The sequence below is a fragment of the Klebsiella michiganensis genome (genome assembly GCF_015139575.1).
Lineage (GTDB): Bacteria > Pseudomonadota > Gammaproteobacteria > Enterobacterales > Enterobacteriaceae > Klebsiella > Klebsiella michiganensis.
On the sequence record NZ_AP022548.1, the window covers coordinates 40,106 to 65,463 of the forward strand.

Annotated in this window: 31 protein-coding genes and 2 pseudogenes; 14 read left to right on the top strand and 19 right to left on the bottom strand. The window is 48.1% G+C overall.

Translation table 11 applies throughout. The features are described 5' to 3' along the window. Nucleotides 1-8: 8 nt before the first annotated feature. The 9 genes from pilM to JLG71_RS28670 all read right to left on the bottom strand — a co-directional run bounded on the left by pilM (nucleotide 9) and on the right by JLG71_RS28670 (nucleotide 6,407). Complete coding sequence (gene pilM, locus JLG71_RS27920) at nucleotides 9-446, bottom strand: type IV pilus biogenesis protein PilM (RefSeq protein ID WP_000539811.1); 438 nt, start codon at nucleotides 444-446, stop codon at nucleotides 9-11. After that, nucleotides 446-1,513 (bottom strand): type IV pilus biogenesis lipoprotein PilL, encoded by a 1,068-nt coding sequence (gene pilL / locus JLG71_RS27925; protein ID WP_021513968.1) that lies wholly within the window; start codon nucleotides 1,511-1,513, stop codon nucleotides 446-448. The genes pilM and pilL overlap by 1 nt, the downstream gene beginning before the upstream one ends. Nucleotides 1,514-1,546: 33 nt before the next feature. After that, complete coding sequence (locus JLG71_RS28575; RefSeq protein WP_320108976.1) at nucleotides 1,547-2,080, bottom strand: pili assembly chaperone; 534 nt, start codon at nucleotides 2,078-2,080, stop codon at nucleotides 1,547-1,549. 6 nt (nucleotides 2,081-2,086) lie between these two features. Further along, a protein-coding gene (locus JLG71_RS27930) for an IS3 family transposase (protein WP_089541817.1) occupies nucleotides 2,087-3,315 on the bottom strand; the annotation gives its coding sequence in 2 pieces (ribosomal slippage) (nucleotides 2,087-3,000 and nucleotides 3,000-3,315; 1,230 coding nt in all). Nucleotides 3,316-3,600: 285 nt separating this feature from the next. Then, nucleotides 3,601-3,855: a PilI type IV pilus biogenesis protein gene (locus JLG71_RS27935; RefSeq protein WP_001136187.1), complete on the bottom strand. Its 255-nt coding sequence runs from the start codon at nucleotides 3,853-3,855 to the stop codon at nucleotides 3,601-3,603. 171 nt (nucleotides 3,856-4,026) lie between these two features. Beyond that, complete coding sequence (locus JLG71_RS27940) at nucleotides 4,027-4,710, bottom strand: conjugal transfer protein TraC (RefSeq protein WP_000213859.1); 684 nt, start codon at nucleotides 4,708-4,710, stop codon at nucleotides 4,027-4,029. 253 nt (nucleotides 4,711-4,963) lie between these two features. Beyond that, on the bottom strand, nucleotides 4,964-5,497 hold the full coding sequence (locus tag JLG71_RS27945) for a transcription termination/antitermination NusG family protein (RefSeq protein ID WP_001372168.1): 534 nt from the start codon (nucleotides 5,495-5,497) through the stop codon (nucleotides 4,964-4,966). 441 nt (nucleotides 5,498-5,938) lie between these two features. Then, a complete protein-coding gene (locus JLG71_RS27950) occupies nucleotides 5,939-6,226 on the bottom strand; it encodes a helix-turn-helix transcriptional regulator (protein WP_000074849.1) in 288 nt (95 codons plus the stop codon). Next, nucleotides 6,144-6,407 carry an ash family protein gene (locus JLG71_RS28670; RefSeq protein WP_001324596.1) on the bottom strand — a complete coding sequence of 88 codons (264 nt, stop codon included), beginning with the start codon at nucleotides 6,405-6,407 and terminating at the stop codon, nucleotides 6,144-6,146. Before JLG71_RS28670 ends, JLG71_RS27950 begins: the two co-directional genes overlap by 83 nt. Before the next feature lie 972 nt (nucleotides 6,408-7,379). Here JLG71_RS28670 and repA point away from each other — a divergent pair. The 4 genes from repA to JLG71_RS27975 all read left to right on the top strand — a co-directional run bounded on the left by repA (nucleotide 7,380) and on the right by JLG71_RS27975 (nucleotide 10,261). After that, nucleotides 7,380-8,411, top strand: coding sequence for a plasmid replication initiator RepA (gene repA / locus JLG71_RS27960; RefSeq protein ID WP_000907852.1), 1,032 nt, complete (start codon nucleotides 7,380-7,382; stop codon nucleotides 8,409-8,411). A gap of 903 nt (nucleotides 8,412-9,314) precedes the next feature. Next, nucleotides 9,315-9,599: a CopG family ribbon-helix-helix protein gene (locus tag JLG71_RS27965; protein ID WP_001178087.1), complete on the top strand. Its 285-nt coding sequence runs from the start codon at nucleotides 9,315-9,317 to the stop codon at nucleotides 9,597-9,599. Next, entirely contained in the window at nucleotides 9,599-9,874 is a 276-nt protein-coding gene (locus JLG71_RS27970) for a type II toxin-antitoxin system RelE/ParE family toxin (RefSeq protein WP_000421259.1), read from the top strand. Before JLG71_RS27965 ends, JLG71_RS27970 begins: the two co-directional genes overlap by 1 nt. Nucleotides 9,875-9,979: 105 nt before the next feature. After that, nucleotides 9,980-10,261: a hypothetical protein gene (locus JLG71_RS27975; protein WP_001105066.1), complete on the top strand. Its 282-nt coding sequence runs from the start codon at nucleotides 9,980-9,982 to the stop codon at nucleotides 10,259-10,261. A 191-nt stretch (nucleotides 10,262-10,452) separates the two neighbouring features. Here JLG71_RS27975 and JLG71_RS27980 read toward each other — a convergent pair whose 3' ends face one another. Genes JLG71_RS27980 through JLG71_RS27990 form a run of 3 tightly spaced genes read right to left on the bottom strand, consistent with a single transcriptional unit; the run spans nucleotide 10,453 to nucleotide 11,871 of the window. Next, nucleotides 10,453-10,719, bottom strand: a complete 267-nt coding sequence (locus JLG71_RS27980; protein WP_000627832.1) for a hypothetical protein — start codon at nucleotides 10,717-10,719, stop codon at nucleotides 10,453-10,455. Further along, complete coding sequence (locus tag JLG71_RS27985; protein WP_015058884.1) at nucleotides 10,719-11,213, bottom strand: hypothetical protein; 495 nt, start codon at nucleotides 11,211-11,213, stop codon at nucleotides 10,719-10,721. Before JLG71_RS27985 ends, JLG71_RS27980 begins: the two co-directional genes overlap by 1 nt. 55 nt (nucleotides 11,214-11,268) lie before the next feature. Continuing rightward, nucleotides 11,269-11,871 carry a ProQ/FINO family protein gene (locus tag JLG71_RS27990; protein WP_061671620.1) on the bottom strand — a complete coding sequence of 201 codons (603 nt, stop codon included), beginning with the start codon at nucleotides 11,869-11,871 and terminating at the stop codon, nucleotides 11,269-11,271. Nucleotides 11,872-12,224: 353 nt separating this feature from the next. Between JLG71_RS27990 and yagA the strand changes: the two genes are divergently transcribed. Continuing rightward, nucleotides 12,225-13,571 (top strand): protein YagA, encoded by a 1,347-nt coding sequence (gene yagA / locus JLG71_RS27995; protein ID WP_001132027.1) that lies wholly within the window; start codon nucleotides 12,225-12,227, stop codon nucleotides 13,569-13,571. A gap of 278 nt (nucleotides 13,572-13,849) precedes the next feature. Continuing rightward, nucleotides 13,850-15,730, top strand: coding sequence for a colicin Ia central receptor-binding domain-containing protein (locus tag JLG71_RS28000; RefSeq protein WP_061671619.1), 1,881 nt, complete (start codon nucleotides 13,850-13,852; stop codon nucleotides 15,728-15,730). Nucleotides 15,731-15,747: 17 nt separating this feature from the next. On the opposite strand, the gene JLG71_RS28005 is transcribed toward JLG71_RS28000, so the two are convergent. Continuing rightward, complete coding sequence (locus tag JLG71_RS28005) at nucleotides 15,748-16,095, bottom strand: colicin E1 family microcin immunity protein (RefSeq protein WP_016232722.1); 348 nt, start codon at nucleotides 16,093-16,095, stop codon at nucleotides 15,748-15,750. A gap of 118 nt (nucleotides 16,096-16,213) precedes the next feature. On the opposite strand from JLG71_RS28005, the gene JLG71_RS28010 reads away from it, so the two are divergent. Next, nucleotides 16,214-16,561 (top strand): DUF6404 family protein, encoded by a 348-nt coding sequence (locus tag JLG71_RS28010; protein ID WP_000142441.1) that lies wholly within the window; start codon nucleotides 16,214-16,216, stop codon nucleotides 16,559-16,561. 17 nt (nucleotides 16,562-16,578) lie between these two features. On the opposite strand, the gene JLG71_RS28015 is transcribed toward JLG71_RS28010, so the two are convergent. Then, the gene (locus tag JLG71_RS28015; protein ID WP_000194574.1) at nucleotides 16,579-17,169 is read right to left on the bottom strand and encodes a hypothetical protein; all 591 of its coding nucleotides are present in this window, start codon (nucleotides 17,167-17,169) and stop codon (nucleotides 16,579-16,581) included. After that, complete coding sequence (locus JLG71_RS28020; RefSeq protein WP_000343085.1) at nucleotides 17,169-17,426, bottom strand: hypothetical protein; 258 nt, start codon at nucleotides 17,424-17,426, stop codon at nucleotides 17,169-17,171. The genes JLG71_RS28015 and JLG71_RS28020 overlap by 1 nt, the downstream gene beginning before the upstream one ends. A gap of 568 nt (nucleotides 17,427-17,994) precedes the next feature. On the opposite strand from JLG71_RS28020, the gene JLG71_RS28025 reads away from it, so the two are divergent. The 6 genes from JLG71_RS28025 (at nucleotide 17,995) to JLG71_RS28050 (ending at nucleotide 22,211) form a co-directional block, all read left to right on the top strand. After that, a complete protein-coding gene (locus tag JLG71_RS28025) occupies nucleotides 17,995-18,408 on the top strand; it encodes a hypothetical protein (protein ID WP_000465036.1) in 414 nt (137 codons plus the stop codon). Between the two features lies 1 nt (nucleotide 18,409). After that, nucleotides 18,410-19,189 carry a site-specific integrase gene (locus JLG71_RS28030; protein WP_001199724.1) on the top strand — a complete coding sequence of 260 codons (780 nt, stop codon included), beginning with the start codon at nucleotides 18,410-18,412 and terminating at the stop codon, nucleotides 19,187-19,189. Nucleotides 19,190-19,368: 179 nt separating this feature from the next. Next, nucleotides 19,369-20,013, top strand: a complete 645-nt coding sequence (locus JLG71_RS28035) for a ParA family protein (RefSeq protein ID WP_001144036.1) — start codon at nucleotides 19,369-19,371, stop codon at nucleotides 20,011-20,013. Between the two features lie 86 nt (nucleotides 20,014-20,099). Further along, entirely contained in the window at nucleotides 20,100-20,408 is a 309-nt protein-coding gene (locus tag JLG71_RS28040) for a hypothetical protein (protein WP_000030199.1), read from the top strand. A gap of 413 nt (nucleotides 20,409-20,821) precedes the next feature. Beyond that, on the top strand, nucleotides 20,822-21,802 hold the full coding sequence (locus tag JLG71_RS28045; protein WP_000688514.1) for a plasmid segregation protein ParM: 981 nt from the start codon (nucleotides 20,822-20,824) through the stop codon (nucleotides 21,800-21,802). Next, nucleotides 21,795-22,211, top strand: coding sequence for a plasmid partitioning/stability family protein (locus JLG71_RS28050; protein WP_001278818.1), 417 nt, complete (start codon nucleotides 21,795-21,797; stop codon nucleotides 22,209-22,211). Before JLG71_RS28045 ends, JLG71_RS28050 begins: the two co-directional genes overlap by 8 nt. Nucleotide 22,212: 1 nt before the next feature. On the opposite strand, the pseudogene JLG71_RS28055 reads toward JLG71_RS28050, so the two are convergent. Continuing rightward, a pseudogene (locus tag JLG71_RS28055) lies at nucleotides 22,213-22,383 on the bottom strand (DUF4113 domain-containing protein); the annotation flags it as partial. Nucleotides 22,384-22,436: 53 nt separating this feature from the next. Between JLG71_RS28055 and JLG71_RS28060 the strand changes: the two are divergent. Beyond that, nucleotides 22,437-22,673, top strand: a pseudogene (locus JLG71_RS28060) (IS66-like element accessory protein TnpA); the annotation flags it as partial. Nucleotides 22,674-22,702: 29 nt separating this feature from the next. On the opposite strand, the gene JLG71_RS28065 reads toward JLG71_RS28060, so the two are convergent. From JLG71_RS28065 to tnpA, 3 genes are read right to left on the bottom strand one after another with little or no spacing between them, the layout of a single operon-like run. Continuing rightward, complete coding sequence (locus JLG71_RS28065) at nucleotides 22,703-24,274, bottom strand: IS66-like element ISCro1 family transposase (RefSeq protein WP_200914334.1); 1,572 nt, start codon at nucleotides 24,272-24,274, stop codon at nucleotides 22,703-22,705. A 19-nt stretch (nucleotides 24,275-24,293) separates the two neighbouring features. Continuing rightward, complete coding sequence (gene tnpB / locus JLG71_RS28070) at nucleotides 24,294-24,641, bottom strand: IS66 family insertion sequence element accessory protein TnpB (protein WP_000624622.1); 348 nt, start codon at nucleotides 24,639-24,641, stop codon at nucleotides 24,294-24,296. Further along, nucleotides 24,641-25,318: an IS66-like element accessory protein TnpA gene (gene tnpA / locus JLG71_RS28075; protein WP_001339397.1), complete on the bottom strand. Its 678-nt coding sequence runs from the start codon at nucleotides 25,316-25,318 to the stop codon at nucleotides 24,641-24,643. Before tnpA ends, tnpB begins: the two co-directional genes overlap by 1 nt. Nucleotides 25,319-25,358 lie beyond the last annotated feature (40 nt).

Sequence of the window (25,358 nt, forward strand, 5' to 3'; positions counted from 1 at the left end):
TATCCAGATTAGTTAACGTAGACGACAGAACCAGCAGTAATGCCTGCCGGGGGTGTCAGACCGGTTGCAGTTCCTGATAGCCAGGTGAGTTGCCCGTTTTGGAAGATCCCTATTAGTGCAGAACCACGACTTTTTGAACGCAAAGTTTCAACAAGTCCTGGTTGTTCAGGCATCCATACCCACAGACGTCCCTGTTGTAACTGATGTTTAATTCGGGAGTCCGGAGTGACAGGGAGAGCCAGTTTATCTGAAGAAATTACTCCGTCCTGCTGGCCTGATACGTATCTGATATCATTGATTCTGTTAGCAATCATTAGTATCTGACTTGCCCATACAGACGCACTTGCATATTGCTGGGCGTTCGTGGTTTCAGACATCTGCTGATTCTGGTAGCTTCCAGTGATAATCAGAATGGTCAGGCCGACGGCCATGACCAGCCATCCCATTAGCGACCATCCCTTGTATCAGAAACTGTAATGATGCACTGCATGCGGGAGGCCTGTGCGTATAAAGGTTTTTGCGCGGTCCGATATAACTCAAATACCTGCTCCATGGCTGATTCAAATGATCCCCGGAACATCAAAGGCGCATCAAGACGGTAATCGGTTACAGAAAGTGGCCATATGACCATCCAGTGCGTTGATGCCATGCTTTCGCATTTTGTTTCTTCTGCCCACTTAATAATGTTTTCCCTTAATGTAGTGCCTGCCGGCGCACGCCACTCTTTACCCTGAGATACCGGTTTGACAGGTGTCCCGGTCATGAGTGGGATAGACTTGACTGTGGAGCCGGTCGGAGTCGGGATTGCAGCGGGCGTAGACGGAGATACGCTGTTTCCCCTGAATGGGTTTCGTGGTTTGTTCTGGCTATTTGCTGTCGTTGAAGACTCCGGGGAAGTGGATGTGGTTACCATGGCTGCTGGCGAGATAGTGGTTGCCGTGTCCTGTGCCGGTGCAGTAGCCGATGTTGTGACGGTCAACGTTTTATTATCCCAGTCCAGATGGCCCCAGAGGTGTTGTTCTTCCAGCAACCGGTTCAGAGAACGGGTCCACTGATCATTGGCAGACCATGAAACCAGTTTGGTATTCAGTTTGGGCGTGGCTGCATTCTCTTGTCTGAATTTCCATCCTTCCGGTAGTAATGTTTTTATCCACTGACTGACGGTCCGGTTACGGGCCGTCGGCGATAGTGTTACAGGGGCGCTACCAGGCTTGCCTGTAATGATTAACCGGGAGAAATTCTGACTTATTGTTGGTGAAGGTAACGGTCGGGATTCGCTTACTGGCTGTGCTGTTTTTACTGTCTCTGGCACGCTGACTCTCGGGGGCGGAGTTATTTTAGGTGGAGAAAGTCGTTGTTGCGTAAGTGCCAGGACGCCAGCACTCTCACTGATTTGTCCGTCAACAAAAACCAGAGCAGGCGTATCTGATGGTGCCACGTTATTGCCGCCGGAAATTCCGGCACAGCCGGACAATAATGACGGCAGTATAAGTGTCAGACAGTTTTTTTTCATAACGGAGACTCCGTGTTCGTATATACGAGTTTGTTAATTGATGTGAGGCGGCTGGAGAGGACGAATGACGACTGTCATTCCGTCCGAATGCAAATGCGGGAAAGACCACTGAAATAAGAGATATATAAAAGGAATTGATAATTTTTCGTACAGACTTGTTTTCCGTGGGTATGTAATAACTGAAAAACTCAAATCATAAGATTTCAGTCTCTTTATAAGTTTATTTATTCTTGCTGGAGTAAAGAGATGTGAATGCATGACAATGATTTCATCATTATTAATTGCTTTTGATATCAGAGAAAGCAATACATCCCAGTGTTTCCTCATTGACTTCGGGCAACGTGTGTCAGCATAGGGGCTAAGATGTATAGTTGATTTCTTGCTTCCCTTTTTCTTCTTCACAAAGAATGTGAAGTCGTATTTAGATGCAGACCTTACAATAAGAAGTACACATCTGAAAAGTAGTGGGAAAATGCAAATCACAACCACCACACAGAAATATAACATATAAGGCAATGATAAGTTGTCAGTGTATGGATAACGTAAGTATTGCCATGGGGTATGGATTTGCCCCTATATTTCCAGACACCTGTTATCACTTAACCCATTACTGGCCTGCTGCCGCAGATATTCCCGTGGCGAGCGATAACCCAGTGCACTATGCGGATGCCATTCGTTATAATGCTCGAACGCCTCTGCAAGGTTCTTTGCTGCCGTTAACCCGTCTGGTTTAGGCATGATACTGATGTAGTCACGCTTTATCGTTTTCACGAAGCTCTCTGCTATGCCGTTACTCTCCGGACTCCGCACCGCCGTGTTCTTCGGTTCAAGCCCCAACATCCGGGCAAACTGCCGTGTTTCATTAGCCCGGTAGCATGAACCATTATCCGTCAGCCACTCTACTGGAGACGCCGGAAGCTCGTTGCCGAAGCGGCGTTCCACCGCTCCCAGCATTACGTCCTGTACTGTTTCACTGTCGAAGCCGCCCGTAGTGACTGCCCAGTGCAGTGCCTCACGGTCACAGCAGTCCAGCGCGAACGTGACTCGCAGTTTTTCTCCGTTATCACAGCGGAACTCGAACCCGTCAGAGCACCATCGTTGATTGCTTTCTTTCACGGCCACTTTGCCAGTATGTGCCCGTTTCGATGGCGGTACAGCGGTTTTTCGCTCAAGCAACAGCGCATTCTGGCGCATGATCCGGTAAACACGTTTGGCATTGATCGCAGGCATACCATCAAGTTCGGCCTGTCTGCGAAGCAGCGCCCATACCCGACGATAACCATACGTGGGCAGCTCTCCGATAACATGGTGTATACGGAGAAGCACATCCGTATCATCTGAGTGACGGCTGCGGCGACCATCTTTCCAGTCATCGGTTCGTCTGAGAATTACGTGCAACTGCGCACGCGACACCCGGAGACAACGGCTGACTAAGCTTACTCCCCATCCCCGGGCAATAAGGGCGCGTGCGCTATCCACTTTTTTGCACGCCCGTATTCAACGGCTTCTTTAAGGAGTTCATTTTCCATCGTTTTTTTGCCGAGCAGGCGCTGGAGTTCTTTAATCTGCTTCATGGCAGCAGCAAGTTCAGAGGCAGGAACGACCTGCTCTCCTGCGGCCACAGCAGTAAGACTTCCCTCCTGGTATTGCTTGCGCCAGAGAAATAACTGGCTGGCTGCCACACCGTGTTGCCGGGCAACAAGGGAGACCGTCATTCCCGGTTCAAAACTCTGCTGAACAATAGCGATCTTTTCCTGTGTAGTACGCCGTCTGCGTTTCTCCGGTCCTAAGACATCAATCATCTGCTCTCCAATGACTAGTCTAAAAACTAGTATTAAGACTATCACTTATTTAAGTGATATTGGTTGTCTGGAGATTCAGGGGGCCAGTCTAGGGTAGTGATGTACAGACAAAGCGTACACCAAAGCAACCAGAGATATAATGGTACGTTATTATTTTTCATGTTGGCTGAGGCAGGCGACTAAAATAACAGACTAAGGAGGATTAACTGTTTAATTCTTTGGAACAAAAAAATGCAGTTCCTGATCATCACACACCATTGAATAAACATTTTGCTTCGGTTGCGTTCATGATAGCCAGTCCTGTAGATGCTGATGGCGGGAGCTGCTGCCCTTGTGCCAGCGGCAGTGGCTGCCGGGAGCACGCTCCAGTCGGAACAGAAATCGGTTGTCGCGTAGTACCACCACGAGACAGTTATCCGGCGTGCAGAAACGTCGGGCAAGCTCATCGGGGTCTGTCGGTGTTTTCGTTGAAAACAGCCTGCGTTTGCAGTGTGCGTCGACGACCAGTATTTGCAGTCGTCCGGGATGTTGCTGTGGCATCAAAGACTCCTTCCGGAACGGGAAAAGAAGCAGCTGTACCGTCATAACTGCACGTACCGGTTGCGAAAAAACGGCACAAGCGAGTAGTGACAGAAAGAATGTCGGAAACGGCAGGAAGGGCGGTACAGGCTGCGAAGACTGGAAACGGGGTATGCCGGGGATTACACATCCTCAGTGTAATGTGATAGTCGTCTGCTCCTGTGTTGCACCCCAGACATCTTCTGGCAAGCTGGGCAGCCCGATAAATAGGGTGTGAAAGAGGGTTTCTCTGCGTTCGATCCCGAATTGATGTTCGTATCCTCTCACCACCTGAAATCCTTCGTCGGAGAATATTAACTCTGCCGTTTCCAGAAGCTGCATAGTTTTGCGGTGTAGTGGAGTGATCAGCTGCAACGTAACTGGTGCCCTCATATCGCCTGTCGGTAGAAAACACTCTTCGGTGCGACTTAGTTGTAGCAGATGGCGTTTCCCGGAACAGGCCCGTTCAATGGATTCATTGAACACCCTCTCAGGCCATGGGCAGACATAAGTGCGCCAGCCTGCTTTCTGTAATTTACCCAGCGCAGCCCGAAAACGAAACAACGGACATTCCCCGACAGTGGCAGAGCTGAGAAAGAGCGTATTCAGCGTTCCGATGATGGGAATATTGCGATCTTTTTCGGTCAATGCTTTTAACGCCATGATTTCGCCAGGGAGACTACGGAACTCAGGATGTCTGCTGGCACCAGAAAGCCATTCAAGCAGGTAATGCCGTAATCCGGTTTCACTGGTTATATTGTGGTTTTCCTGTGCCGTTTTCAGGGCATTCAGTGCACACCAGAGCAACTGGCGCACGGGATGTTCTGTCGTGGTCATGCGAATGTCCTACTGTGAGATGAAAAGAAGACCGGTATCCGTTCTCTCCGCCACACGTGATGGCACGGGCCGGCCTTTGATAAAACGAATCAATACTCTGGGGTGAAGCCTTTTATTTCTTTCGCCATTAAGAAATACACGGTTCCATCAAAAGACAGGGGGAGTCCATGGTGGGGATGGCTTCGTGCAGGCTTCACTCCGGAATATTCTCTTGAATTGAAAAAAGCCCGGCCCGAAGGCCGGGAAATACTGGCTATGGGATGTTTACAAGGCGCTCCATAAAGCCGTGATGTTCGGCATTTGATACCAGTTCCAGGAGCAGGGATATCCTCGACTCAGGCTGGAGAGTATTTTCCATTCTGAGGAGATACTGATATTGTGCTTTTGTCAGCCATATGCTGGAAGCCGCATTCAGCTCTTCCCTGGCTCCCGGATTTAGCACAGGGTCCGGGTAAATCTTCATTAATCCATCAACAATATCTTTATTGACGGGTTTTATTTCACCGCCAAACTTCACGAAATCAATGAAGGCGCTATGGCGACGTAATGCCGATACTGGTTGAATGTCAAAATTAGCCAGAATAAAAAAGTACCCTGGAAAAATAGCGAATATTCTTTCACGGTAACAGCACCTGGAGTCTGCCCGTCTTATCTTTCTTGTTATTAATGGAGTCCATGGTACGACGTTTTGCTCATTCAGCCATGAGAATAAAGATTCTCTGTTTTTGCCGGCTGTATTATATTGCGCAAGATACCAGTTCCGGTTATTCAGGTGTTCTATATTCACGAAGTTCAACGCTCCGCGCAAAACCGATCCATGATGGACGATTTTGCGATGTCAGGCGAATATGCTAAATCATATGTCTGAAGCAGTGTCCAGCCCATATCTGGATAAACTGCAGTTCTGACAGGCATATAACCAGCAGACTCTAGTACGTTCTGTATCGGTGATTTGGCGAACTCACAGATAAAGAACGGCTAAGCACTAATATCAGCAATACAGTGGCACAGTATTGTGATACGCGAAATAAAACATCAGCACGTCAGTTCAGAGTAAGGTCGCCATATATCGGGCATGAGCCAGATACAAATAATTGGGACACCGTCTGAAGTGATTTGCTTTATTAAAGTAACTTGTGCTTGGTGTTTATGTTTATCAATTTGGGATCGCCTGTAAAGTGCAAAATGCAATTTCCATGAAAGTGTCCCCTTTAATGGGGACACCTGTTCACATTTTTTCGTTTTCTTTAGCTGTATTGCTAATCATGAAAACGAACGTTCGCATCAGCACAGCAGAGCGAAGTGCATCATATCCTTCCAGATTTAAGTTCTTCAGGCTTCGCTTCAGGTAGGTTCGTACCGTTTCGGGAGAAAGCCGACAGTTCTGAGCAATGGCGTCGTAAGGAACACCCATTGCGTAAAAAACGCAGACTTTAAGCTGGTTTGTTGATAGCTCGGGAAACATGCCTTCCAACAGAGTGATGGCCGGGAGTTTCTGTATCAGTTGAGGTGACATAGCAAAGGTCTCCGATGACAACTAAAAACGCTATCACTGAGTTCCTACGCTCATTGGTGATAGCCCAGACGGGGGTAGGAATACCGGCGTCATCGGAAACCGGCCAGGCTAATGCCTGCCCCGCCTGAGCTACCATAGATGACGACAAGAAATACAAGTTCCTGTCTTTATGGTATGGCAAAAAACGACGCCAAATGAAGAAATTAACTTCTGCGCCGACGATGACTACGCGGGTTCCTACGCCCGATCACAGTTTTGCCTGTGACCAGTAAAGGGTACTTAGTATAACGCACCGAGTCAACTAACAGCTTAAAAAACATACAAAAAAGCGTCAAAACTTAACGCTCCGCGCCGAAGCGATCCAGGCGTGATGCTTCTGCTTTGTGGCGTTCGAACATGCTGGTCCATATGCACGAAACGGTGTCTGACCCTCGTCCAGACAATCCGCAGTTCTGACGAACATATGAACAAATATGCTCTTGTAGAGGCTGTTGTTACACAATTGGCGGGTTGTGTAACAAATGGTTTTATCATCTAAGAATTATTCTATTTACGATCGAATGATCTACAAAATGATTTTTTAAAGGTTTTTTAGATCGTTTAATTGCATTAAAACAGAATATTATTCTGTTAGGTGGATCGGTTGTAAGATAAATGATCGTGAGCAGGACAAAAGTCGATCTTTTAATCCAAAAGAAGGATCTAAAGCAGAAAAATCTGCTTTTAAAAATAGATTTTATTTTTTTGACGCAGGTCAAGATTAACTTATTAGAGGTATCAGTGAGGAGGCACTGGAAGAGAAGAGATCGTTGTAATGCTTTTCAAATTAACGTAAAGCGGGTATATTTCGGCTGTTATTAGCTGTGCAGAGGGTGGCACTCTGTGGAGCAAAGCGGCGAAAGTCGGACGGCAGAATGCGCCATAAGGCATTCAGGAGAGATGGCATGTACGGGCAGTAAGTCAGAAGACTGAAGATGTTCCGGAAGCCATAAAAGGAAAACCCCCACTATCTTTCTTACGAACTTGGCGGAACGACGAAAGATAGTGGGGGCCTCACAGAATACGGGTAAAGTATAATGAAACCGTACCAGAGATTCAACCCTGTGCAGTGTATAAATACACGGCACAATCGCTCCGCCATAAGCGACAGCTTGTGGCAGGTCTGAAGAATACTCCATATAACGCAGTACACTGGTGTCAGTTAGCACCCGAAGAGCAGATCCGTTTCTGGGAAGACTATGAAGCGGGAAGGGCGACCACTTTCCTGGTTGAACCGGAAAGGAAGCGCACGAAGCGTCGTCGTGGTGAGCACTCCACCAAACCCAAATGCGAAAATCCGTCCTGGTATCGTCCTGAGCGCTATAAGGCGCTGAGCGGGCAGCTCGGGCACGCCTACAACCGTCTGGTGAAAAAGGACCCGGTGACCGGCGAGCAGAGCCTGCGCATGCACATGTCTCTGCATCCTTTTTACGTGCAGAAACGAACGTATGCCGGTCGCAAATATGCTTTCCGTCCGGAAAAACAACGCCTCCTCGATGCCGTCTGGCCGGTTCTGGTCAGCTTCAGTGATGCGGGCACACATACCGTAGGCATGAGTGTTTCCCGTCTGGCCAGAGAAATCAGCCCGAAAGACAGCAAGGGGAAGGTTATTCCGGAACTGGAAGTGACGGTCTCCCGCCTTTCCCGTTTGCTGGCCGAACAGGTACGTTTTGGTGTGCTGGGTGTTTCAGAGGAAACCCTGTGGGACCGTGAAACCCGCCAGCGTCTGCCACGTTACGTCTGGATAACACCGGCAGGCTGGCAGATGCTGGGCGTCGACATGGTGAAACTTCACGAACAGCAGCAGAAGCGGTTGCGTGAAAGTGAAATCCGCCAGCAACTCATCCGGGAAGGCGTACTGCGTGAGGATGAAGATATCTCCGTACATGCGGCCAGAAAACGCTGGTATCTGCAGCGCAGCCAGGATGCACTGAAACACCGTCGTGCAAAAGCGGCAGCCAGTAAGCGCGCCAGACGTCTGAAGAAACTGCCTGCCGACCAGCAGATTCATGAGATGGCAGAGTATCTCAGGAAGCGTCTGCCGCCGGATGAAGCCTATTTTTGTTCCGATGACCATCTGAAGCGACTGGCCATCAGGGAGTTGCGTCAGCTTGAACTGACGCTGGCTGCGCCACCGCCGCACTAGACAGCACCATTCCTTCAGCACTGAATCATCGCCAGCCCCTCCGGGGCTTTCGGCGCTGATTCCGCTCAGCCCAAAATCTGCAGTAATCACCTTAAATCCCCTCAGAGGGGCATATCTGCCCATAAAACCACGTATCAGTCATCAGAACATGGCCACGTTGTTTCAGTTATCCACATAAATCCGCAAACAAAGAACTTTAAAAAGCTGCAAACCTGAAACAGCAAACCTGCAATATAGTCCTAACCCCATTATTTAATCCCCTGCGTTGCTTCGCCGCAGGGAAAGTCTTTATCTCTGAAACCACTGTGAACAAATACAAAGAGGCCTTCGCTTGCAGCGGCCAAGGCCTCGCCGCTCAGAATCTAAAAGCACCTCCCACGCTAACGCGCGGGCCCCGAACCTCACCGTTCTGAAACCACCGCGAAAACATCAGGAATAAAAAACACCACACAAACGCAGCACCGTGCCCACCCCTCATAACTGAAAAGCGAAGCCGCCCCCGCCCGAAGGGCGGGAACAACATCGCTTTTAATTATGAATGTTGTAACTACATTGTCATCGCTGCCAGTCTTCTGGCTGGAAGTCCTCAGTACACGCTCGTAAGCGGCCCTGACGGCCCGCTAACGCGGAGATACGCCCCGACTGCGGGTAAACCCTTGTCGGGACCACTCCGACCGCGCACAGAATCTATTTCTTGGCTGAAAGCGGATATGGCTTAGCAGGATGGGGATGGGTAAGGTGAAATCTATCAATCAGTACCGGCTGACGCCGGGCTTCGGCGGTTTTGTTTCTGTGCCATATGTAACAACGGAGTGCCGCCTTACATGCGCTGACGCGCATTATTTGCCTTGTTTCGTCTGAAAGTAATCACTATGATTAAATATGATTAACAGCTAATCGGATATGCAAATGAAAAACAATACCGCACAGGCAACAAAAGTAATTACCGCGCATGTGCCATTACCTATGGCTGATAAAGTCGACCAGATGGCCGCCAGACTGGAACGCTCCCGGGGCTGGATTATCAAACAGGCGCTTTCTGCATGGCTTGCCCAGGAGGAGGAGCGTAATCGCCTGACGCTGGAAGCCCTGGACGATGTGACATCCGGACAGGTTATCGACCATCAGGCTGTACAGGCCTGGGCGGACAGCCTCAGTACTGACAATCCGTTACCGGTGCCACGCTGATGGAACTGAAGTGGACCAGTAAGGCGCTTTCTGATTTGGCGCGGTTATATGATTTTCTGGTGCTGGCCAGTAAACCTGCGGCCGCCAGAACGGTGCAGTCCCTGACACAGGCTCCGGTCATTCTGTTAACTCATCCACGTATGGGGGAACAGTTATTTCAGTTTGAACCCAGGGAGGTCAGACGGATTTTTGCTGGCGAGTACGAAATCCGTTACGAACTTACTGGCCAGACTATTTATGTATTGCGCCTGTGGCACACACGAGAAAACAGGTAGATTGTGTGTGGGGACAACTTAACATAGCCTGCAGATATTAATTCTGGAACATTATTATCAGGCCAGATATTTTGCATTCCATTAAATAATCTTGTAGGAGATAAAATGAATTACGATGAAATAACGAAAATTACCGCTGAACGTATTAGCGACTACATGACTGAAGCAGTTAATACAGACTCTATAGCCGTTGCGGAAATGTTTCATAACGCTGCATGGGGAGTGCGAACATTGTGGTTTGAACTCGTCACAAAAATAGATATAGATATACATAAAAAGAACAGGTATGCGAGTTATGATCTTAGAAGGAAAATCGAAATGCAGCATGAAGAGTTTCAGAAAATGACAGAGCGCGAGCAAGTGCCTTTATTGAAATCGCCAGAATAATAGAAACAGAACAAGTACATTGCTGTATTGTTTTTTCCTTGAATATTGAATCGCGGTGCCCATGTACTACGATTCCTTTCGTGTCATTTATCATTGCACACTTTCCCTGACTGAGCGTAAAACACTGACTACTTTCCCCTCAAACTCCTGGACGGCGAATGCAAAATTGGTCTGTTCCAGCCTAGAATATGTTACTTTTTCATGACCGAACCCGAAATTTTGCGCGTCAACAAGAGACGTTGTGTAAACTCAGTCCTTTTATCTGGCAGGTTAACCCCTATCAATCTTAGGATGAAACCACGCCATCCTCTGTTTGCCTTGTTATTAATTTCATAAAGACGATTGTTTTCCTCTCGTAGTTTTGTCCACTCTAAACAAAGTGTTATATAATCCAGTTCTGTGATGTGTTTCACTTTTCCATTGACAGTTACAGTGTTTATTCCATTTCCTGTGATCATCATCTTATGCCTTTTTTATCTTCATTTGGGACCGTGCTTTTCTTCGGAGTATCATTATTCGTTAACTGCTGTTTATCAATAAAATTCCTGATGTTATCAAGTGCTTCCTTTGTTTTTAGAATGCGCTTGATATCCATTTCATCCCGCCCGGTCATTCTTTTTCCGGACAAAAGACGCTCAAGAAGCTCCTGTTTCGCATCAGGAGAATCTTTGGCGAGATCCATCAGGTTAAGCAAATCTTCACGATCGAGAGGAAAGAAGTATTTTACAAAATACTTGAAAAGCGAAAGAAAGTAGTATGCTGTCCATGCAATACAGAAACCGATTCTGAGAAACTCATTGTCAACTATACAGAAATACAGGTATATAATCAGGAGAATAGGTAAAATCCATAATACTATAGCTAAAAAAATATATACGGGGATCAGGCGTCTGTATGCCCGTTCATGTTTATTCAGGATGAATAAAATCTTCTCCGCTTCTGAATCACACATAACATTCTCTTCCCATTTTTTCTGATACGTAATGTCCACCTGTTATCAGGAGTGTTTATTGCCCAGAAATATTCTCCTGCTGTGCCTGCATCCTGAGCCACTTTTGTTCTAATGTCGCCAGTCTGCGACCGGCACTCTGTGCTTCAGAGTCTGAGACCTGCCCTTTGGGGTGACCATCCAGGCCATAACGTGGGACGCCGGCGACAGCTGTCCGCTGCAGATATACGCGGCGGGATGTGATGCAGGACACTGCACAGAGCCATTCGTCCATGGTCAGTTCTGTCTCCGGGTGTTCTGCCAGAAATGCCGAAATATCATTGTTTATGCCAATTTTCAGGGGAATAAATCCACCACCTTCAGCACGAAGATGAGGAAACAGGGCCTTTATTTTTTCCACGCACTCGTGAGTATACTCACGGGTCCAGTGGGAGGGACGTGGAAAACGGTGTCTTTTCTTTTTCTTCTTCCTGGCTGGCGCTTCGGGGATATGTGTTTCGACGGCAGATGAATTTATTCCGGCGGGGGCTGATTCTGCCGTCTGTTCAGTAAATACAGGTGTGATAATATCTGTTTTTTCGGATAAGGACGGTGGCGAAAAAGTACGACGTTTTTTCACCACAATGACGGGAGTTTTCCTTTCTTCCTGATTTTTTCCCATAAATACCTCGGCTGGCTGGTTTTACTCTTTAATAATATCACAATCCATAAATTAGTAAATTTTCCATCAGGTGATTTTTCATGGCTAATAAGTCCGTTCTCTGAATATTTATACTCGAGGTAGTAACAGTTATGGCGTGACAGTCGAATTGATATTCTACTGAACCCTGACAGAAACATGGTTGATATATTCTCTCACTTTAATGTTGTCATGATATAAATAAAAACAATTCATTCGAAAGGATATCAGAAGAAGATACCGGGGCGCACAGTTCATCTCTGCCTTTGTTTCATGGGGTGTTCTTTGTATATTTTACTTACTGTTTAAGCATGTACATAAGGAGTGCTTTCATTATGCCAATGATACTTGTAAAGAAGAATCCCCGGGGCAAAGTGATTCGGGAGCTTAGCAGTGAGGAAGAGACTGCAGTAAAGACGGTCTGTGGACTGAAAAAGCCAGCAACCATGGTACTACATAACCTGGCCAATGATATTCTCCGGGAAATGCGTGAGTATGATGCATGGTTACAGTGTGACTGTATTCCGGGAGATTCGCCGGCCATGAATTTTGCTGCTCTTAAAAACAATACGGGTACTCTTTATCTGTCCAGTTTTAATCATGAGCATGCACCTGAATGCCCCATGTATCGTCAGTTATCCGGAAATGAAGAGGAAACATCTTCCGGAGCAAGCCGGCATCCCGTTAGCACCCGTATAAATTACAGAAACTTTTTACCACCTGATGACAGTAATTCTGTTATCAGACTGCAGGCCCGCTCTGCTTACCATAATGGTGAGAGCTCCTCCGTTCGCAAGAAACGTCCGCGCCTTGCCCGTTTACTCCTGTCTCTTATTGACGATGCTGGGCTGAATAAACTGGATTCCCTGGCTAATCCCCGTATCCGGACTAATTATCGTGAGTGTCTTGATGCCATACGGCAGGTTACACTGCAGCAGGAGTATATTCGGGGAAGATCCTTATCTGAAATTATCCATTTCCGGCCTGGAATGTCTGAAAGGTCTCAGGAGCGGTTAATGGAAACGCTGGAGAATTCAGAACGACACTGGCCTGCCAGAAGAAAGCATATGTTCTTTCAGATTTTTATGGCGCAGCACATCTGTCGTGATGCTGTGGAAATTCACTGGGCGAACGGTAATATTCAGGTCATCAGACCTGTGCGGGGGATCAGTATTAATGGTGAAGCGCAGGGCGGAATACGTCCCCCTTACTGGGTTATTCTTGCTTTTTGCCGGAGTGCCGATGGCAGAATCATCTGCAGTGAAGGGTATGCTCATGCTCTTTATCAACTGACATGTCCGGTGCCTGTGGACAGCAAACTGGAACGAAACACGCTCACTGCTCTTCTGAATGTGGCCAGCTGGCTTAAAAGAAAGCCAGGTACGCCGGAATTAAGTCTGGAAAGGCCCCTGTTTGATACAGAAGTTTATGTTAATGGTGAAAAGAAATATGTCCTGCCGGATTTCATTGTCACAGCAAGGGCTCCTGACGGAAAGACGGCCAGAGTGGTCATCGAAACGATGGGATATGAAGACAGTGATTACTGCGCGAGAAAATCCAGGCAGCATACCGGCATGAAGCAGATTGGTGTTCTGCATACCGATCCACCGAAATGGCTGGATAACGATCATCCCCCTTTTGAGAAACATATGTACGGTGTTTTTATGCATCTCAGGTACTGAGATATTTTGTGGCTCAGTTCTGTAACTTTTCCCGTAACATTGTCTGTTGTTACGGGAAAGTCCGTTTTTTGTATTGCACCAGAGAATACCCAGACTGTGATGCTGCCACAGCGTCAGCAGGCTTTCTGAACGGTGTAACATCACTTCATGTTAATGATAATCACTATCATTAAATCTTGACATGCCATTTTCTCCTTAATAAATTAATACTGTATATGTATCCATATACGTAAGCAGTTAATTCATTTGTTTTCCTCAGAGGATGAAGGAGATACCGAATGTCTGACCCTGTACGTATTACAAATCCCGGTGCAGAATCGCTGGGGTATGATTCAGATGGCCATGAAATTATGGCCGTTGATATTTATGTAAACCCTCCACGTGTCGATGTCTTTCATGGTACCCCGCCTGCATGGAGTTCCTTCGGGAACAAAACCATCTGGGGCGGAAACGAGTGGGTCGATGATTCCCCAACCCGAAGTGATATCGAAAAAAGGGACAAGGAAATCACAGCGTACAAAAACACGCTCAGCGCGCAGCAGAAAGAGAATGAGAATAAGCGTACTGAAGCCGGAAAACGCCTCTCTGCGGCGATTGCTGCAAGGGAAAAAGATGAAAACACACTGAAAACACTCCGTGCCGGAAACGCAGATGCCGCTGATATTACACGACAGGAGTTCAGACTCCTGCAGGCAGAGCTGAGAGAATACGGATTCCGTACTGAAATCGCCGGATATGATGCCCTCCGGCTGCATACAGAGAGCCGGATGCTCTTTGCTGATGCTGATTCTCTTCGTATATCTCCCCGGGAGGCCAGGTCGTTAATCGAACAGGCTGAAAAACGGCAGAAGGATGCGCAGAACGCAGACAAGAAGGCCGCTGATATGCTTGCTGAATACGAGCGCAGAAAAGGTATTCTGGACACGCGGTTGTCAGAGCTGGAAAAAAATGGCGGGGCAGCCCTTGCCGTTCTTGATGCACAACAGGCCCGTCTGCTCGGGCAGCAGACACGGAATGAAAGGGCCATTTCAGAGGCCCGGAATAAACTCAGTTCGGTGACGGAATCGCTTAACACGGCCCGTAATGCATTAACCAGAGCTGAACAACAGCTGACGCAACAGAAAAACACGCCTGACGGCAAAACGATAGTTTCCCCTGAAAAATTCCCGGGGCGTTCATCAACAAATCATTCTATTGTTGTGAGTGGTGATCCGAGATTTGCCGGTACGATAAAAATCACAACCAGCGCGGTCATCGATAACCGTGCAAACCTGAATTATCTTCTGACCCATTCCGGTCTGGACTATAAACGCAATATTCTGAATGACCGGAATCCGGTGGTGACAGAGGATGTGGAAGGTGACAAGAAAATTTATAATGCTGAAGTTGCTGAATGGGATAAGTTACGGCAACGATTGCTTGATGCCAGAAATAAAATCACCTCTGCTGAATCTGCGGTAAATTCGGCGAGAAATAACGTCAGTGCCAGAACAAATGAACAAAAGCATGCAAATGACGCTCTTAATGCCCTGTTGAAGGAAAAAGAGAATATCCGTAGCCAGATTGCTGACATCAATCATAAAATAGCTGAAGAGAAAAGAAAAAGGGATGAAATAAATATGGTAAAGGATGCCATAAAACTCACCTCTGATTTCTACAGAACGATATATAATGAGTTCGGTAAACAAGCATCCGAACTTGCTAAGGAGCTGGCTTCTGTATCTCAAGGGAAACAGATTAAGAGTGTGGATGATGCACTGAACGCTTTTGATAAATTTCGTAATAATCTGAACAAGAAATATAGCATACAAGATCGCATGGCTATTTCTAAAGCCCTGGAAGCTATTAATCAGGTCCATATGGCGGAGAATTTTAAGCTGTTCAGTAAGGCATTTGGTTTTACCGGAAAAGTTATTGATCGTTATGATGTTGCTGTGGAGTTACAAAAGGCTGTAAAAACAGACAACTGGCGTCCATTTTTTGTAAAACTTGAATCACTGGCAGCAGGAAGAGCTGCTTCAGCAGTTACAGCATGGACGTTTTCCGTCATGCTGGGAACCCCTGTAGGTATTCTGGGTTTTGCAATTATTATGGCTGCAGTGAGTGCGCTTGTTAATGATAAGTTTATTGAGCAGGTCAATAAACTTATTGGTATCTGACACATAATGATGCCCTTTCATTTTCCTGAAAGGGCTTTGCAGAATATAAATATTAAGTAAATGGCAACCACAGGAACTGATATAACGAAACAGAATAATTCAAATATTGCAGTTAAGCTTCCGCCAACTGGATTTGTAAAGAAGTCTTTTTGCCAGAATTCTTTCCCTGTAAACCTTATTACCATTTTCTGTATTATCCTCATTGAAAAAGGAAAAGTAATGGCGCTGATAATGCATCCGATGAACGCATAAAACATTCTTGCATTTTCCTGGTTATCTTTCCATCCCAGATAAAAAACTGTAAGAATAATGAGGCTTGGTATCAGGCTCTTCAGTAAATACTTTACAGATATATCCAGTTTCATCTGGTTTCTCCTTTATTGTTATCGTGTACCGGTGCGTGATAACATAATCACAGTATGATAATAATAATCAATAACAATAAGCTGTGTCACGTTTACATCATGGAACGGAGGTGCTCCTGTGACCTTTGAGCAGAAAAAAGCCCGGGCCATTGCCCTGATGGACAGCAAAAAGATGTGGCGGAGCAATTATGCCCCTCCTCTTCTGCGTATTCTCTGGCGGCTGGGTATCCGGCTTCCGCCATTACCCTTTATGCCGTTCTGGCAGGTCACGCTGTTGATGGGGAGCTTATGGGGCATTTCCTGGGGATGTGCAATGTGGTTTATCTACTGGGGGCCGTCAGGAATGGTGGCAGGTGAGGCCATTATTATAAGTATCACGGGTGGTTTTTTGTTCGGACTGCTCATGGCCTCTTTCCACTGGTGGCGCAGGAAAGTTAACCGGCTGCCATCATGGGATGACGTGTAAACCGTGCTGGTATGTTTTTACGGGGTGACGCTTTCATTAACCTGTACACGAACCTCCATTCCGGCATCGTGACAGGCCTGCAGCCACTGCGCCACTTCCAGCGGATCGCCCTCCAGGCGTACCACCCTGCCTTCTTTATTCCATAACTGCAGACAGGTGCTGCCGTCGAGACGTACCACAAAATCCCCACGGCAGGCCTGATACGTCATGCCGTTCAGCTCCACCGCCAGATCAGTGGCAGAAGTGCCGTCTGCGGGCAGACCTGCGGCCGGGACCAGCGGCAGTACGACGACTTCTGCCGCACGCTGTTCTGCCCGGAGGCGGTCCTGTTCTGCCAGCAGCAGAGGCTGTGCCACGGCCCGGCCGGCGTCCGTCAGCTCGACAGCCAGCTGCAGATTCGGGGCGCGCAGGGTACGAAGCCAGCCGGCATCCTCCAGACGACGGCAGGAGGCGCGCAGGTTTGGCCCGTAGACCGGGGCCTCCCCGCTTCGTTCCAGCACCCGTTCCAGGTCCCGCGTCAGCACGGGTCCCGGCCGTTTTTCATCAAGGGCAGCCAGCACAATCAGCACTCTCCGCTGCAGTGGCGACGGTCGGCGGCTCTGGGTCATTACCTGTCATCCTCCGGCCAGATGAGGTTTCTGAGGCGCTGAAAGTCGGCGTCAATGAGCTCCTGTCTCTTTATGGCATTCATTGAGGCATAGCCATTTATGGCCAGTTCATGCCAGAAGATCAGCACGGCTCCGGCTTTGGCTGACTCGCAGAGATAAATCGCGCCCTGGCTGTCCAGATTGCATTCCCGGATGCGTTTTTCCGCAAACCGGGTCAGTTGTTCATAGCTGAGTGAAAACACCCTTTCTTCATCCATCCTGCACACTCCATCTGATAATCTCCTGTTAAGAATTAAATCATATATGAACTGATTTATTTCTGTGTATGTAAATATCATATCAGGTATGATTGTATGATTAATGATAAATATCATATCTACTATGATTTTATATTTTTTATCTTATAATCATATTAATTGCCCGTTTCCCGCCGCGCAGATCCGGTTTCCGGCGGAGACGGATCTTCCTCTCCCCCCACACAACGCCACCTCCTGTCAGCACAACATGTAGTGCTGAATTCAGCTGCTAATGACACTATATGTTGTGTCATCTCCCTGGCCTGTGATGCGCCGCGCAGGGGCGGAAAACAGCGATATGATTATTTTCTCAGCGTGGTACACTTCCGGAAAGTTGTGATATTCCGGAAAGTCGGATCTGACGGAAACGGCTCTCCGGTAATTTAACGGCGTGGTTATATGGATGCTTGTTATCATGGTGATGATGATAACGGCATGATGTTATCAGACGGCGTGACGGTAAGGGCAGTGATGATGGATGACGTTATCGCATGACCGTCCCTGCCCGGAAAAGAAAAAGGAGTCACCCATGTTTTTTATTGAGAATGAAGGTCAGGCTGTCGCCGGAACGGATTACTGGCAGTCTGTACAGGCGCAGGCCGGATATGTCTACCTCAGCTGGAATGCCGGCGCAGCCAGGCTGCTTGTCCCGGATGCGGCAAAACATTTACTCAGGGAGATGCGGGGGGCTGAGTACGTCATCATCAGTAAGGGAACGCTGCATGGCCGCGATGCGCTGGAACTGGTATTTGAAGACGGCAGCGATGCGCCGTTTGTGATCCACATGCTGAGTGAGCAGTGCGATCGCCTGCTCCCCGAAAACAACCAGGGCGGGGGTTTTGTTGTCACCGTCTGGACGCGTGGCGGTAACCAGCTCCGTTATCCGGGAAAGTACCGTGTTGTGGAAAACCTGCCCGACGTTTCCCCGTGGAGTGAACACTGATATGCAGTACCTGCCGGCACCGATCCACCATGCCCGGGATGCTGCTCAGCTTCCTGTTGCCATCGATTATCCGGCAGCGCTGGCACTCCGCCAGATGTCGATGGTTCATGATGAACTGCCAAAATACCTGCTGGCCCCTGAAGTGAGCGCCCTGCTCCATTACGTCCCGGATCTGCGCCGCAAGATGCTGCTGGCCACACTGTGGAACACCGGTGCGCGCATTAATGAAGCACTGGCGCTGACGCGGGGGGATTTTTCGCTCACGCCTCCGTATCCGTTTGTGCAGCTGGCCACTCTGAAGCAGCGGACAGAAAAAGCCGCCAGGACGGCAGGAAGGATGCCCGTCGGTCAGCAGACTCACCGTCTGGTTCCGCTCTCCGACGCCTGGTACGTCAGCCAGCTGCAGACGATGGTGGCCACACTGAAAATCCCCATGGAACGGCGTAATAAACGAACAGGCAGGACAGAGAAAGCGCGGATCTGGGAAGTGACGGACAGAACGGTCAGGACCTGGATTGGGGAGGCGGTTACCGCCGCTGCCGCTGATGGTGTGACGTTCTCTGTCCCGGTCACGCCACATACGTTCCGCCATTCCTATGCGATGCACATGCTGTATGCCGGTATACCGCTTAAGGTTCTGCAGAGTCTGATGGGGCATAAGTCCATCAGCTCAACAGAGGTCTACACGAAGGTGTTTGCACTGGATGTGGCTGCACGGCACCGGGTGCAGTTTTCGATGCCTGAGTCCGATGCGGTGTCTATGCTCAAAAGAATTCCATAAGCTCTGACTTTTTTAAATCCCTTTCGGATATCTCATGGATATATTATCGGTATTTCATATTCTGTTGACATGCAGGACCGGTATAGAGTAAAAAAACATCTATTGAGTACCTCTTGGATATCCGAAAGGTGTCTTATGGGGGCTTTATGGGTATTACATGTGGATTCTGGAGATACACTATGCCTGTTATTGCTAATACGCATCCCAAAGGTGGTGTGGGTAAGACAACTTCATCCGTAAACATTGTTGGTGAAATGAAGTCTGATACAGTTGATCTGGATACTCATACCGGGCTTTCTATCATTCTGGGGCTGAGACCTGAAGGAAAAGAAATTTCCGTGAAAGTACCCAAAACAGTGGATGAGTTAATCGAAATTATGACTCCCTACAAGAACAGCGATAAGACGTTACTTATTGACTGTGGGGGATTTGACTCAGATCTTACCCGTACTGCGATTGCCTTTGCAGACTGCGTTATTGTCCCTTCAAAAGACTCCCTGACTGAACGTATTGGTTTGATGCATTTTGATGGAGTACTGGACGAAATCAGCTCTATCATGGGGACCGATATAACTGCTCACCTGTATCTCTGTAAAGTTAATCCTAACAAGAAGAAATTCCCTAAGCTTGATGCAATCCTGCCATCGTTCAAACATCTGAAGCTGATGAAGAGCCGCATTTCTGCTCGTGCAGAATTTGAGGATGTCATTGAGACTGGGATGGGAATCACTGAGTCTGTTCATGGGCGCTATTCGGCAGGAGGTAAGGAAGTTATTGCCCTGATCGAAGAAATCAATCATCTGATTGAAAATAACAAACAGTAAGGTGTGTCTATTGGGTATCCATATAGTATCCTTTGGGTTTTTAATGGATATCTTTTAAGTATCTAACAAACATCCTGGGTTATCTCATGAGCAAAGCGAAATTTAGTGCACAGGCTGAAAAACTGAAAAACCTGGTGGATTCTGCCAGATTACAAACTTCTTCTTCTGCCGTAACAGCAACAGCCCCGTCTCAGCCAAATGAAGGTGCAGAGGAAGTTTCAGGTCGTCCCGTGGCTGCCAGGACGAAGGCTAAGAATCTTAAGGCCATACCGCTGTCGTATTTTGAAGCTCATGCGGAACTTAAAGCGACCAGTAAAACATCTCTGGATTTTAGCTCATATATTATTGAGGCTATAAGAGAGAAGCTTGAACGTGATGGTGCAATAGGTCAATAAACTATCGGATACCTTAAGGGTATCTGATGTGTGTCTTTTAAATGCGTTATGGGGATTCTTCACGTACCTAAAGAGTCCCCATTAGACATCTTTCTGTTTATGGTGACATGATTCGTCACCGCTTTCCTTTCCTCTCAGTTTCACCATTTCATTCCTTTTCCCCTAACCTGAACCATGATGTCCACGATGTTTTTATATTACATTTATGTATCACATATAACCTTCATAATGTTTTTGTATCTATGATTTCCTCTGGTCTTAAAGTTGTGTGTACAATGTACATGCAATTTATCGTGTTTTTATGTTGCATTTGTCCTTTCAGAAAGACCGTTTTTTCATTATAATTGAATATACATTGCATGTATGAAGCATGTTTGTTTTTTCTATTTGTTTATGAGCAACGGAGACTGGTTATGAAAATCTTTATTGATGATGGTTCTACCAACATTAAACTTGCCTGGTTGGAGGATGGTGACGTGAAAACGTTAATCAGCCCTAACAGCTTTAAACCGGAATGGTCTTTTAGTTTACTGGATGATGCTGCCCCGGCTAATTACGAGATCGACGGCGAGAAGTTTTCATTTGATCCATTAAGTGCTGATGCTGTCGTAACGACTGAAACACGCTATCAGTACAGTGATGTGAATGTTGTGGCCATTCAGCATGCGCTACAGCAGACCGGCCTGAAAGCGCAGCCTGTTGATGTCATCGTCACATTGCCGATCTCTGAATACCTTGACGCCAACAATCAGAAAAATAAGCAAAACATTGAAAGAAAGAAAAAAAATGTGATGCGTGAAGTACGGGTGCAGGGGAGTGATGCATTTGTTATTCGCAGTGTTTCCGTTCTTCCTGAAAGTATTCCCGCTGGTTTCAGTGTTCTTGCGGGGCTTGAGGATGATGAATCCCTTTTGATCGTAGATCTCGGTGGTACAACTCTTGATGTGTCGCATGTTCGTAGCAAAATGACAGGGATTACAAAAACCTGGTGTGATCCAAATATCGGCGTGTCCCTGATTACATCCGGGGTTAAGGAACAGATGGCTGTACATGCTAATACAAGAGTGAGCTCATTCCAGGCTGACAATATCATTGTGCACCGTAATGAACCTGACTACCTTTCCCGTCGCATTTATAATGCTGAACAGCGTGAGTCTATCATTAATGTTATCAATGAACGGCAGAAGTTGCTTATTAAACGAGTTAATGATGTCATCAGCCGTTTCACCGACTATACACATGTAATGTGTGTTGGTGGTGGGGCTGAAATTGTGGCCGAGGCTGTGAAGAACCTGACTAAGGTTCCTGATGAGCGCTTTTATCTGAGCTCATCCCCGCAGTTTGATTTAGTCATGGGAATGATAAAAATGAAAGGTGGTGTGACTAATGAGTGATGAAAATAAATCCAGACGCTGCTCATTTGAACTTTTCCCGGATGAACGGACAGGAGATAAGATAGCAGATGAGCTCATTGCAAATGAAAAACTGAAGGAGCGGGGACGTTTCATGCGCGCGATGTTAGTTACTGGTGCGGCGTTTGCAGCTATAGATAAACGTCTTCCTTTGCTGATATCGGAGTTACTGACAGAAAATACGACTCTGGATGATATTAATAAGGTGATTTCCAGCGTGATACCAGGTGCTTTTTCGGTTGAAAAGAAATTGCTTGAATTACTGGAAAAACAATCTGGTCTCCATACGTCTGTGGATTGCAGTACTCCTCTTACAGAGCAGAGTCTGTCGAGAAATGACGGTGAAGACCAGACCAGAAGAAACGCTGAAAATATGTTCGGAGATGACTGAACTAACCCAGCCTGGCCAGGGGAATATCTCGCCATTTAGTTGTATAACACTGACTCAACATTTCCCGTTTTATTTGCCATTCAGGGGCGGTTCCTCGCCCCGCAAACCACACTTTCCCTTTTCCCGACTGGTTCAGTTCATCGAGTGTTTTCATTAACTTTTCACTGTTTTTGTAACCGGCTCATTTAAACCGTCTGGTCTGTTTCCTCCGGCTCTACAAAAATAATGTCCATCATTTTTAATGGACACTATCGTATGAAACACCGGACCTGGATCACTGAAGCTTTACGTCTTCACTTTGAAGAACATTTACCCCGGGTTGTGGCCGGGCGTCGCCTGGGTGTACCAAAATCAACAGTTTGTAGTATGTTCGTGCGCTTTCGGAGAGCTGGCCTTTCGTGGCCTTTGCCCGCAGGCATGTCGGAGCAGGAACTTGATGCCTGCCTTTACGGACAATTTTCGTAAGCGGCTCGTCAGAACCGTATTGATATTTACTGAGAGCTCAGATCAACTTTCCAGGGCAACAGATCGCGTACCCGGTTTGCCGGCCAGTCCTGAATATGCTCAATAACGTAACGCAGCCATTTTTCTGGCTCCACATTGTTCAGACGGCATGTGCCGATCAGCGAGTACAACACCGCCGCATGTTCGCCACCGCTGTCGGAACCCGCGAAGAGCCAGTTTTTCCGGCCTACGGCCACTCCCCGTAAGGCGTTCTCTGCGATGTTGTTGTCGATTTCCACCCAGCCATTACTGCAGTACACGTTCAGGGCCTCCCACTGTTTCAGCAGGTATGCGAACGCTTTTGCCGTATCCGAGTGACGCGACAGTGTTTTCATCTGAGTCTGTATCCAGTCATACAGTGACTGCATCAGTGGAGCAGCTCTGGCTTTTCTTGCTGCCAGACGCTGTTCTGCTGAACATCCCCGGACTTCTGCCTCGATGACATACAGTTCACCGATACGCTGCAGGGCTTCCGTGGTGATGTCGGTTGGCACTCTTGCATGCACATCGTGGATTTTTCTCCGGGCATGGGCCATACACGCGGCTTCCGTTATTCTGCCGGATTCGTATAACGCCCGGTAACCACCGTAAGCATCGGCCTGAAGCACACCGCTGTAACCGGCCAGGTGATTTTGTGGATGGATACCTTTCCGGTCCGGACTGTACGCGAACCAGACCGCCGGGGGCATCTGTGAACCGGCGTTGCGGTCATCACGGACGTAGACCCACAGCCGGGCTGTCCGGGTTTTACCGCTGCCCGGCTCCTGGACCGGGACGGGGATATCATCAGCATGGACTTTACCGGGCATCAGCACATACTGGCGCAGGACGTCATACAGCGGCTCCAGCAGTTCAGCAACAGCACCTGTCCAGCGCCCCAGTGTGGCACGGCTCAGCTCCACTCCCTGACGACGGTATATTTCTGACTGGCGGTATAACGGCAGATGGTCTGCATATTTCCCGGTGACAACATGGGCAAGAAGCCCCGCTCCGGCATAACTGCGTGCAATGGGTTTTGAAGGTACTGGTGCCTGCACGATATGGTCGCACCGGCAACAGGCCAGTTTCGGACGTTGTGTTTCGATAACCTTAAAGGCGCTGCTGATAAGCTCCAGTTGCTCTGACACATCACATCCCAGAGAACTGAGTTCACCACCACAGGCAGGACAGCATTCCTCTTCCGGCCGGATAACCCGGGTTTCACGGGGAAGTGAGGCCGGTAACGGTTTACGGGCTGAAGACTGGCGCAGGGCGGATGGCAGTACCGGGTCATATTGCTCACCCAGCGTTTCCGCCATTTCTTCCTGAAGTGCGCTGATTCGCTCCTGTGCTTCCTGTATCTGCCGTTCGGTTTTTGCACGAAGTTTTTCTGAGCTTTTACCGAACTGCATACGTTGCAGTTTCGCAACCAGCGCCTTCAGCCGGTTGATTTCGGAAGCATAAGCCGCCACCCGCTGTGAGAGCAGGCGGTTGTATTCAGCCATCTGGCGTATGGTGTCCTGTTGCGTCTGCAACAGTGCCCGCAGGCGGGCATTCTCATGAGCAAGTGAGGTGTCCATATCCTCACTTTACAACGGGTTATATGCGAATGCCAGCGCGTTCCGTTCGTTTCGGGTGCTTCCAGTTGATACCTTCAAGAAGCATAGATAACTGAGCCGGAGTAAGGTGCACCTTGCCGTCACGGGTAACCGGCCAGACGAAGCGGCCCCGCTCCAGGCGTTTGGTGAAGAGGCACAGTCCGTCACTGTCAGCCCACAACACTTTTATCTGGTCACCCCGGCGTCCGCGGAAGATGAACAGGTGTCCGGAGAACGGGTCATCCTTCAGGACGTTCTGAACTTTTGAGGCCAGGCCGTTAAAGCCATTTCGCATATCGGTGATACCGGCAACCAGCCAGATACGCGAACCTGCAGGGAGAGATATCATCAGTGGCTGCTCCCTTTTATTTCGCGGATAAGTGTCTGTAATAACGCCGGCGTCAGTTTACCTTTAAGCCTGAGAGTTCCGGCCGGCAGAACCAGCTCACAACACAGACTGTCGGACGGTGTATTTATCTGCTCTGGTTCCTGTGCCGGAGCCGGGATTTTATTATCCGGCTCCGGCGTTAACGTCACGGGAAGCAGTGCCGGCATATTTTTTCCGGAAGGCAGCAGGCCACCTTTCCGGTATTGATGGCGCCAGTTGAAGAGCAGGTTATCGTTGATTCCGTTTTCCCGGGCGATCTGCGCCACACAGGCTCCGGGCTGCAGTGACTGTTCCACTAAGGCGATTTTAAACTCATAAGGGAAGTTGGGCCGCCGGGGACGTTTTTTTACCACGGGGGCTTCGGATATAACGGTGCTTTCAGGACGTACGACTGGTACCGTGGAAAATTGTCCGTAAAGGCAGGCATCAAGTTCCTGCTCCGACATGCCTGCGGGCAAAGGCCACGAAAGGCCAGCTCTCCGAAAGCGCACGAACATACTGCAAACTGTTGATTTTGGTACACCCAGGCGACGCCCGGCCACAACCCGGGGTAAATGTTCTTCAAAGTGAAGACGTAAAGCTTCAGTGATCCAGGTCCGGTGTTTCATACGATAGTGTCCATTAAAAATGATGGACATTATTTTTGTAGAGCCGGAGGAAACAGACCAGACGGTTTAA

Bases quoted from the DNA above. Each gene is read 5' to 3' on its own strand.
- JLG71_RS27965 (WP_001178087.1), top strand. From the start codon at position 9,315: ATGCAAATGAAAAACAATACCGCACAGGCAACAAAAGTAATTACCGCG.
- JLG71_RS28015 (WP_000194574.1), bottom strand. From the start codon at position 17,169: ATGACCCAGAGCCGCCGACCGTCGCCACTGCAGCGGAGAGTGCTGATT.
- JLG71_RS28040 (WP_000030199.1), top strand. From the start codon at position 20,100: ATGAGCAAAGCGAAATTTAGTGCACAGGCTGAAAAACTGAAAAACCTG.
- JLG71_RS27935 (WP_001136187.1), bottom strand. From the start codon at position 3,855: ATGCCACAGCAACATCCCGGACGACTGCAAATACTGGTCGTCGACGCA.
- JLG71_RS27990 (WP_061671620.1), bottom strand. From the start codon at position 11,871: ATGGGAAAAAATCAGGAAGAAAGGAAAACTCCCGTCATTGTGGTGAAA.
- JLG71_RS28045 (WP_000688514.1), top strand. From the start codon at position 20,822: ATGAAAATCTTTATTGATGATGGTTCTACCAACATTAAACTTGCCTGG.
- JLG71_RS28050 (WP_001278818.1), top strand. From the start codon at position 21,795: ATGAGTGATGAAAATAAATCCAGACGCTGCTCATTTGAACTTTTCCCG.
- JLG71_RS28025 (WP_000465036.1), top strand. From the start codon at position 17,995: ATGTTTTTTATTGAGAATGAAGGTCAGGCTGTCGCCGGAACGGATTAC.
- JLG71_RS27940 (WP_000213859.1), bottom strand. From the start codon at position 4,710: ATGACCACGACAGAACATCCCGTGCGCCAGTTGCTCTGGTGTGCACTG.
- JLG71_RS27950 (WP_000074849.1), bottom strand. From the start codon at position 6,226: ATGTCACCTCAACTGATACAGAAACTCCCGGCCATCACTCTGTTGGAA.
- JLG71_RS27970 (WP_000421259.1), top strand. From the start codon at position 9,599: ATGGAACTGAAGTGGACCAGTAAGGCGCTTTCTGATTTGGCGCGGTTA.
- JLG71_RS28000 (WP_061671619.1), top strand. From the start codon at position 13,850: ATGTCTGACCCTGTACGTATTACAAATCCCGGTGCAGAATCGCTGGGG.
- tnpB (WP_000624622.1), bottom strand. From the start codon at position 24,641: ATGATATCTCTCCCTGCAGGTTCGCGTATCTGGCTGGTTGCCGGTATC.
- tnpA (WP_001339397.1), bottom strand. From the start codon at position 25,318: ATGTCCATCATTTTTAATGGACACTATCGTATGAAACACCGGACCTGG.
- yagA (WP_001132027.1), top strand. From the start codon at position 12,225: ATGCCAATGATACTTGTAAAGAAGAATCCCCGGGGCAAAGTGATTCGG.
- JLG71_RS28005 (WP_016232722.1), bottom strand. From the start codon at position 16,095: ATGAAACTGGATATATCTGTAAAGTATTTACTGAAGAGCCTGATACCA.
- pilL (WP_021513968.1), bottom strand. From the start codon at position 1,513: ATGAAAAAAAACTGTCTGACACTTATACTGCCGTCATTATTGTCCGGC.
- JLG71_RS27980 (WP_000627832.1), bottom strand. From the start codon at position 10,719: ATGATCACAGGAAATGGAATAAACACTGTAACTGTCAATGGAAAAGTG.
- pilM (WP_000539811.1), bottom strand. From the start codon at position 446: ATGGGATGGCTGGTCATGGCCGTCGGCCTGACCATTCTGATTATCACT.
- JLG71_RS28065 (WP_200914334.1), bottom strand. From the start codon at position 24,274: ATGGACACCTCACTTGCTCATGAGAATGCCCGCCTGCGGGCACTGTTG.
- JLG71_RS27975 (WP_001105066.1), top strand. From the start codon at position 9,980: ATGAATTACGATGAAATAACGAAAATTACCGCTGAACGTATTAGCGAC.
- JLG71_RS28030 (WP_001199724.1), top strand. From the start codon at position 18,410: ATGCAGTACCTGCCGGCACCGATCCACCATGCCCGGGATGCTGCTCAG.
- JLG71_RS28035 (WP_001144036.1), top strand. From the start codon at position 19,369: ATGCCTGTTATTGCTAATACGCATCCCAAAGGTGGTGTGGGTAAGACA.
- JLG71_RS27985 (WP_015058884.1), bottom strand. From the start codon at position 11,213: ATGTGTGATTCAGAAGCGGAGAAGATTTTATTCATCCTGAATAAACAT.
- JLG71_RS28020 (WP_000343085.1), bottom strand. From the start codon at position 17,426: ATGGATGAAGAAAGGGTGTTTTCACTCAGCTATGAACAACTGACCCGG.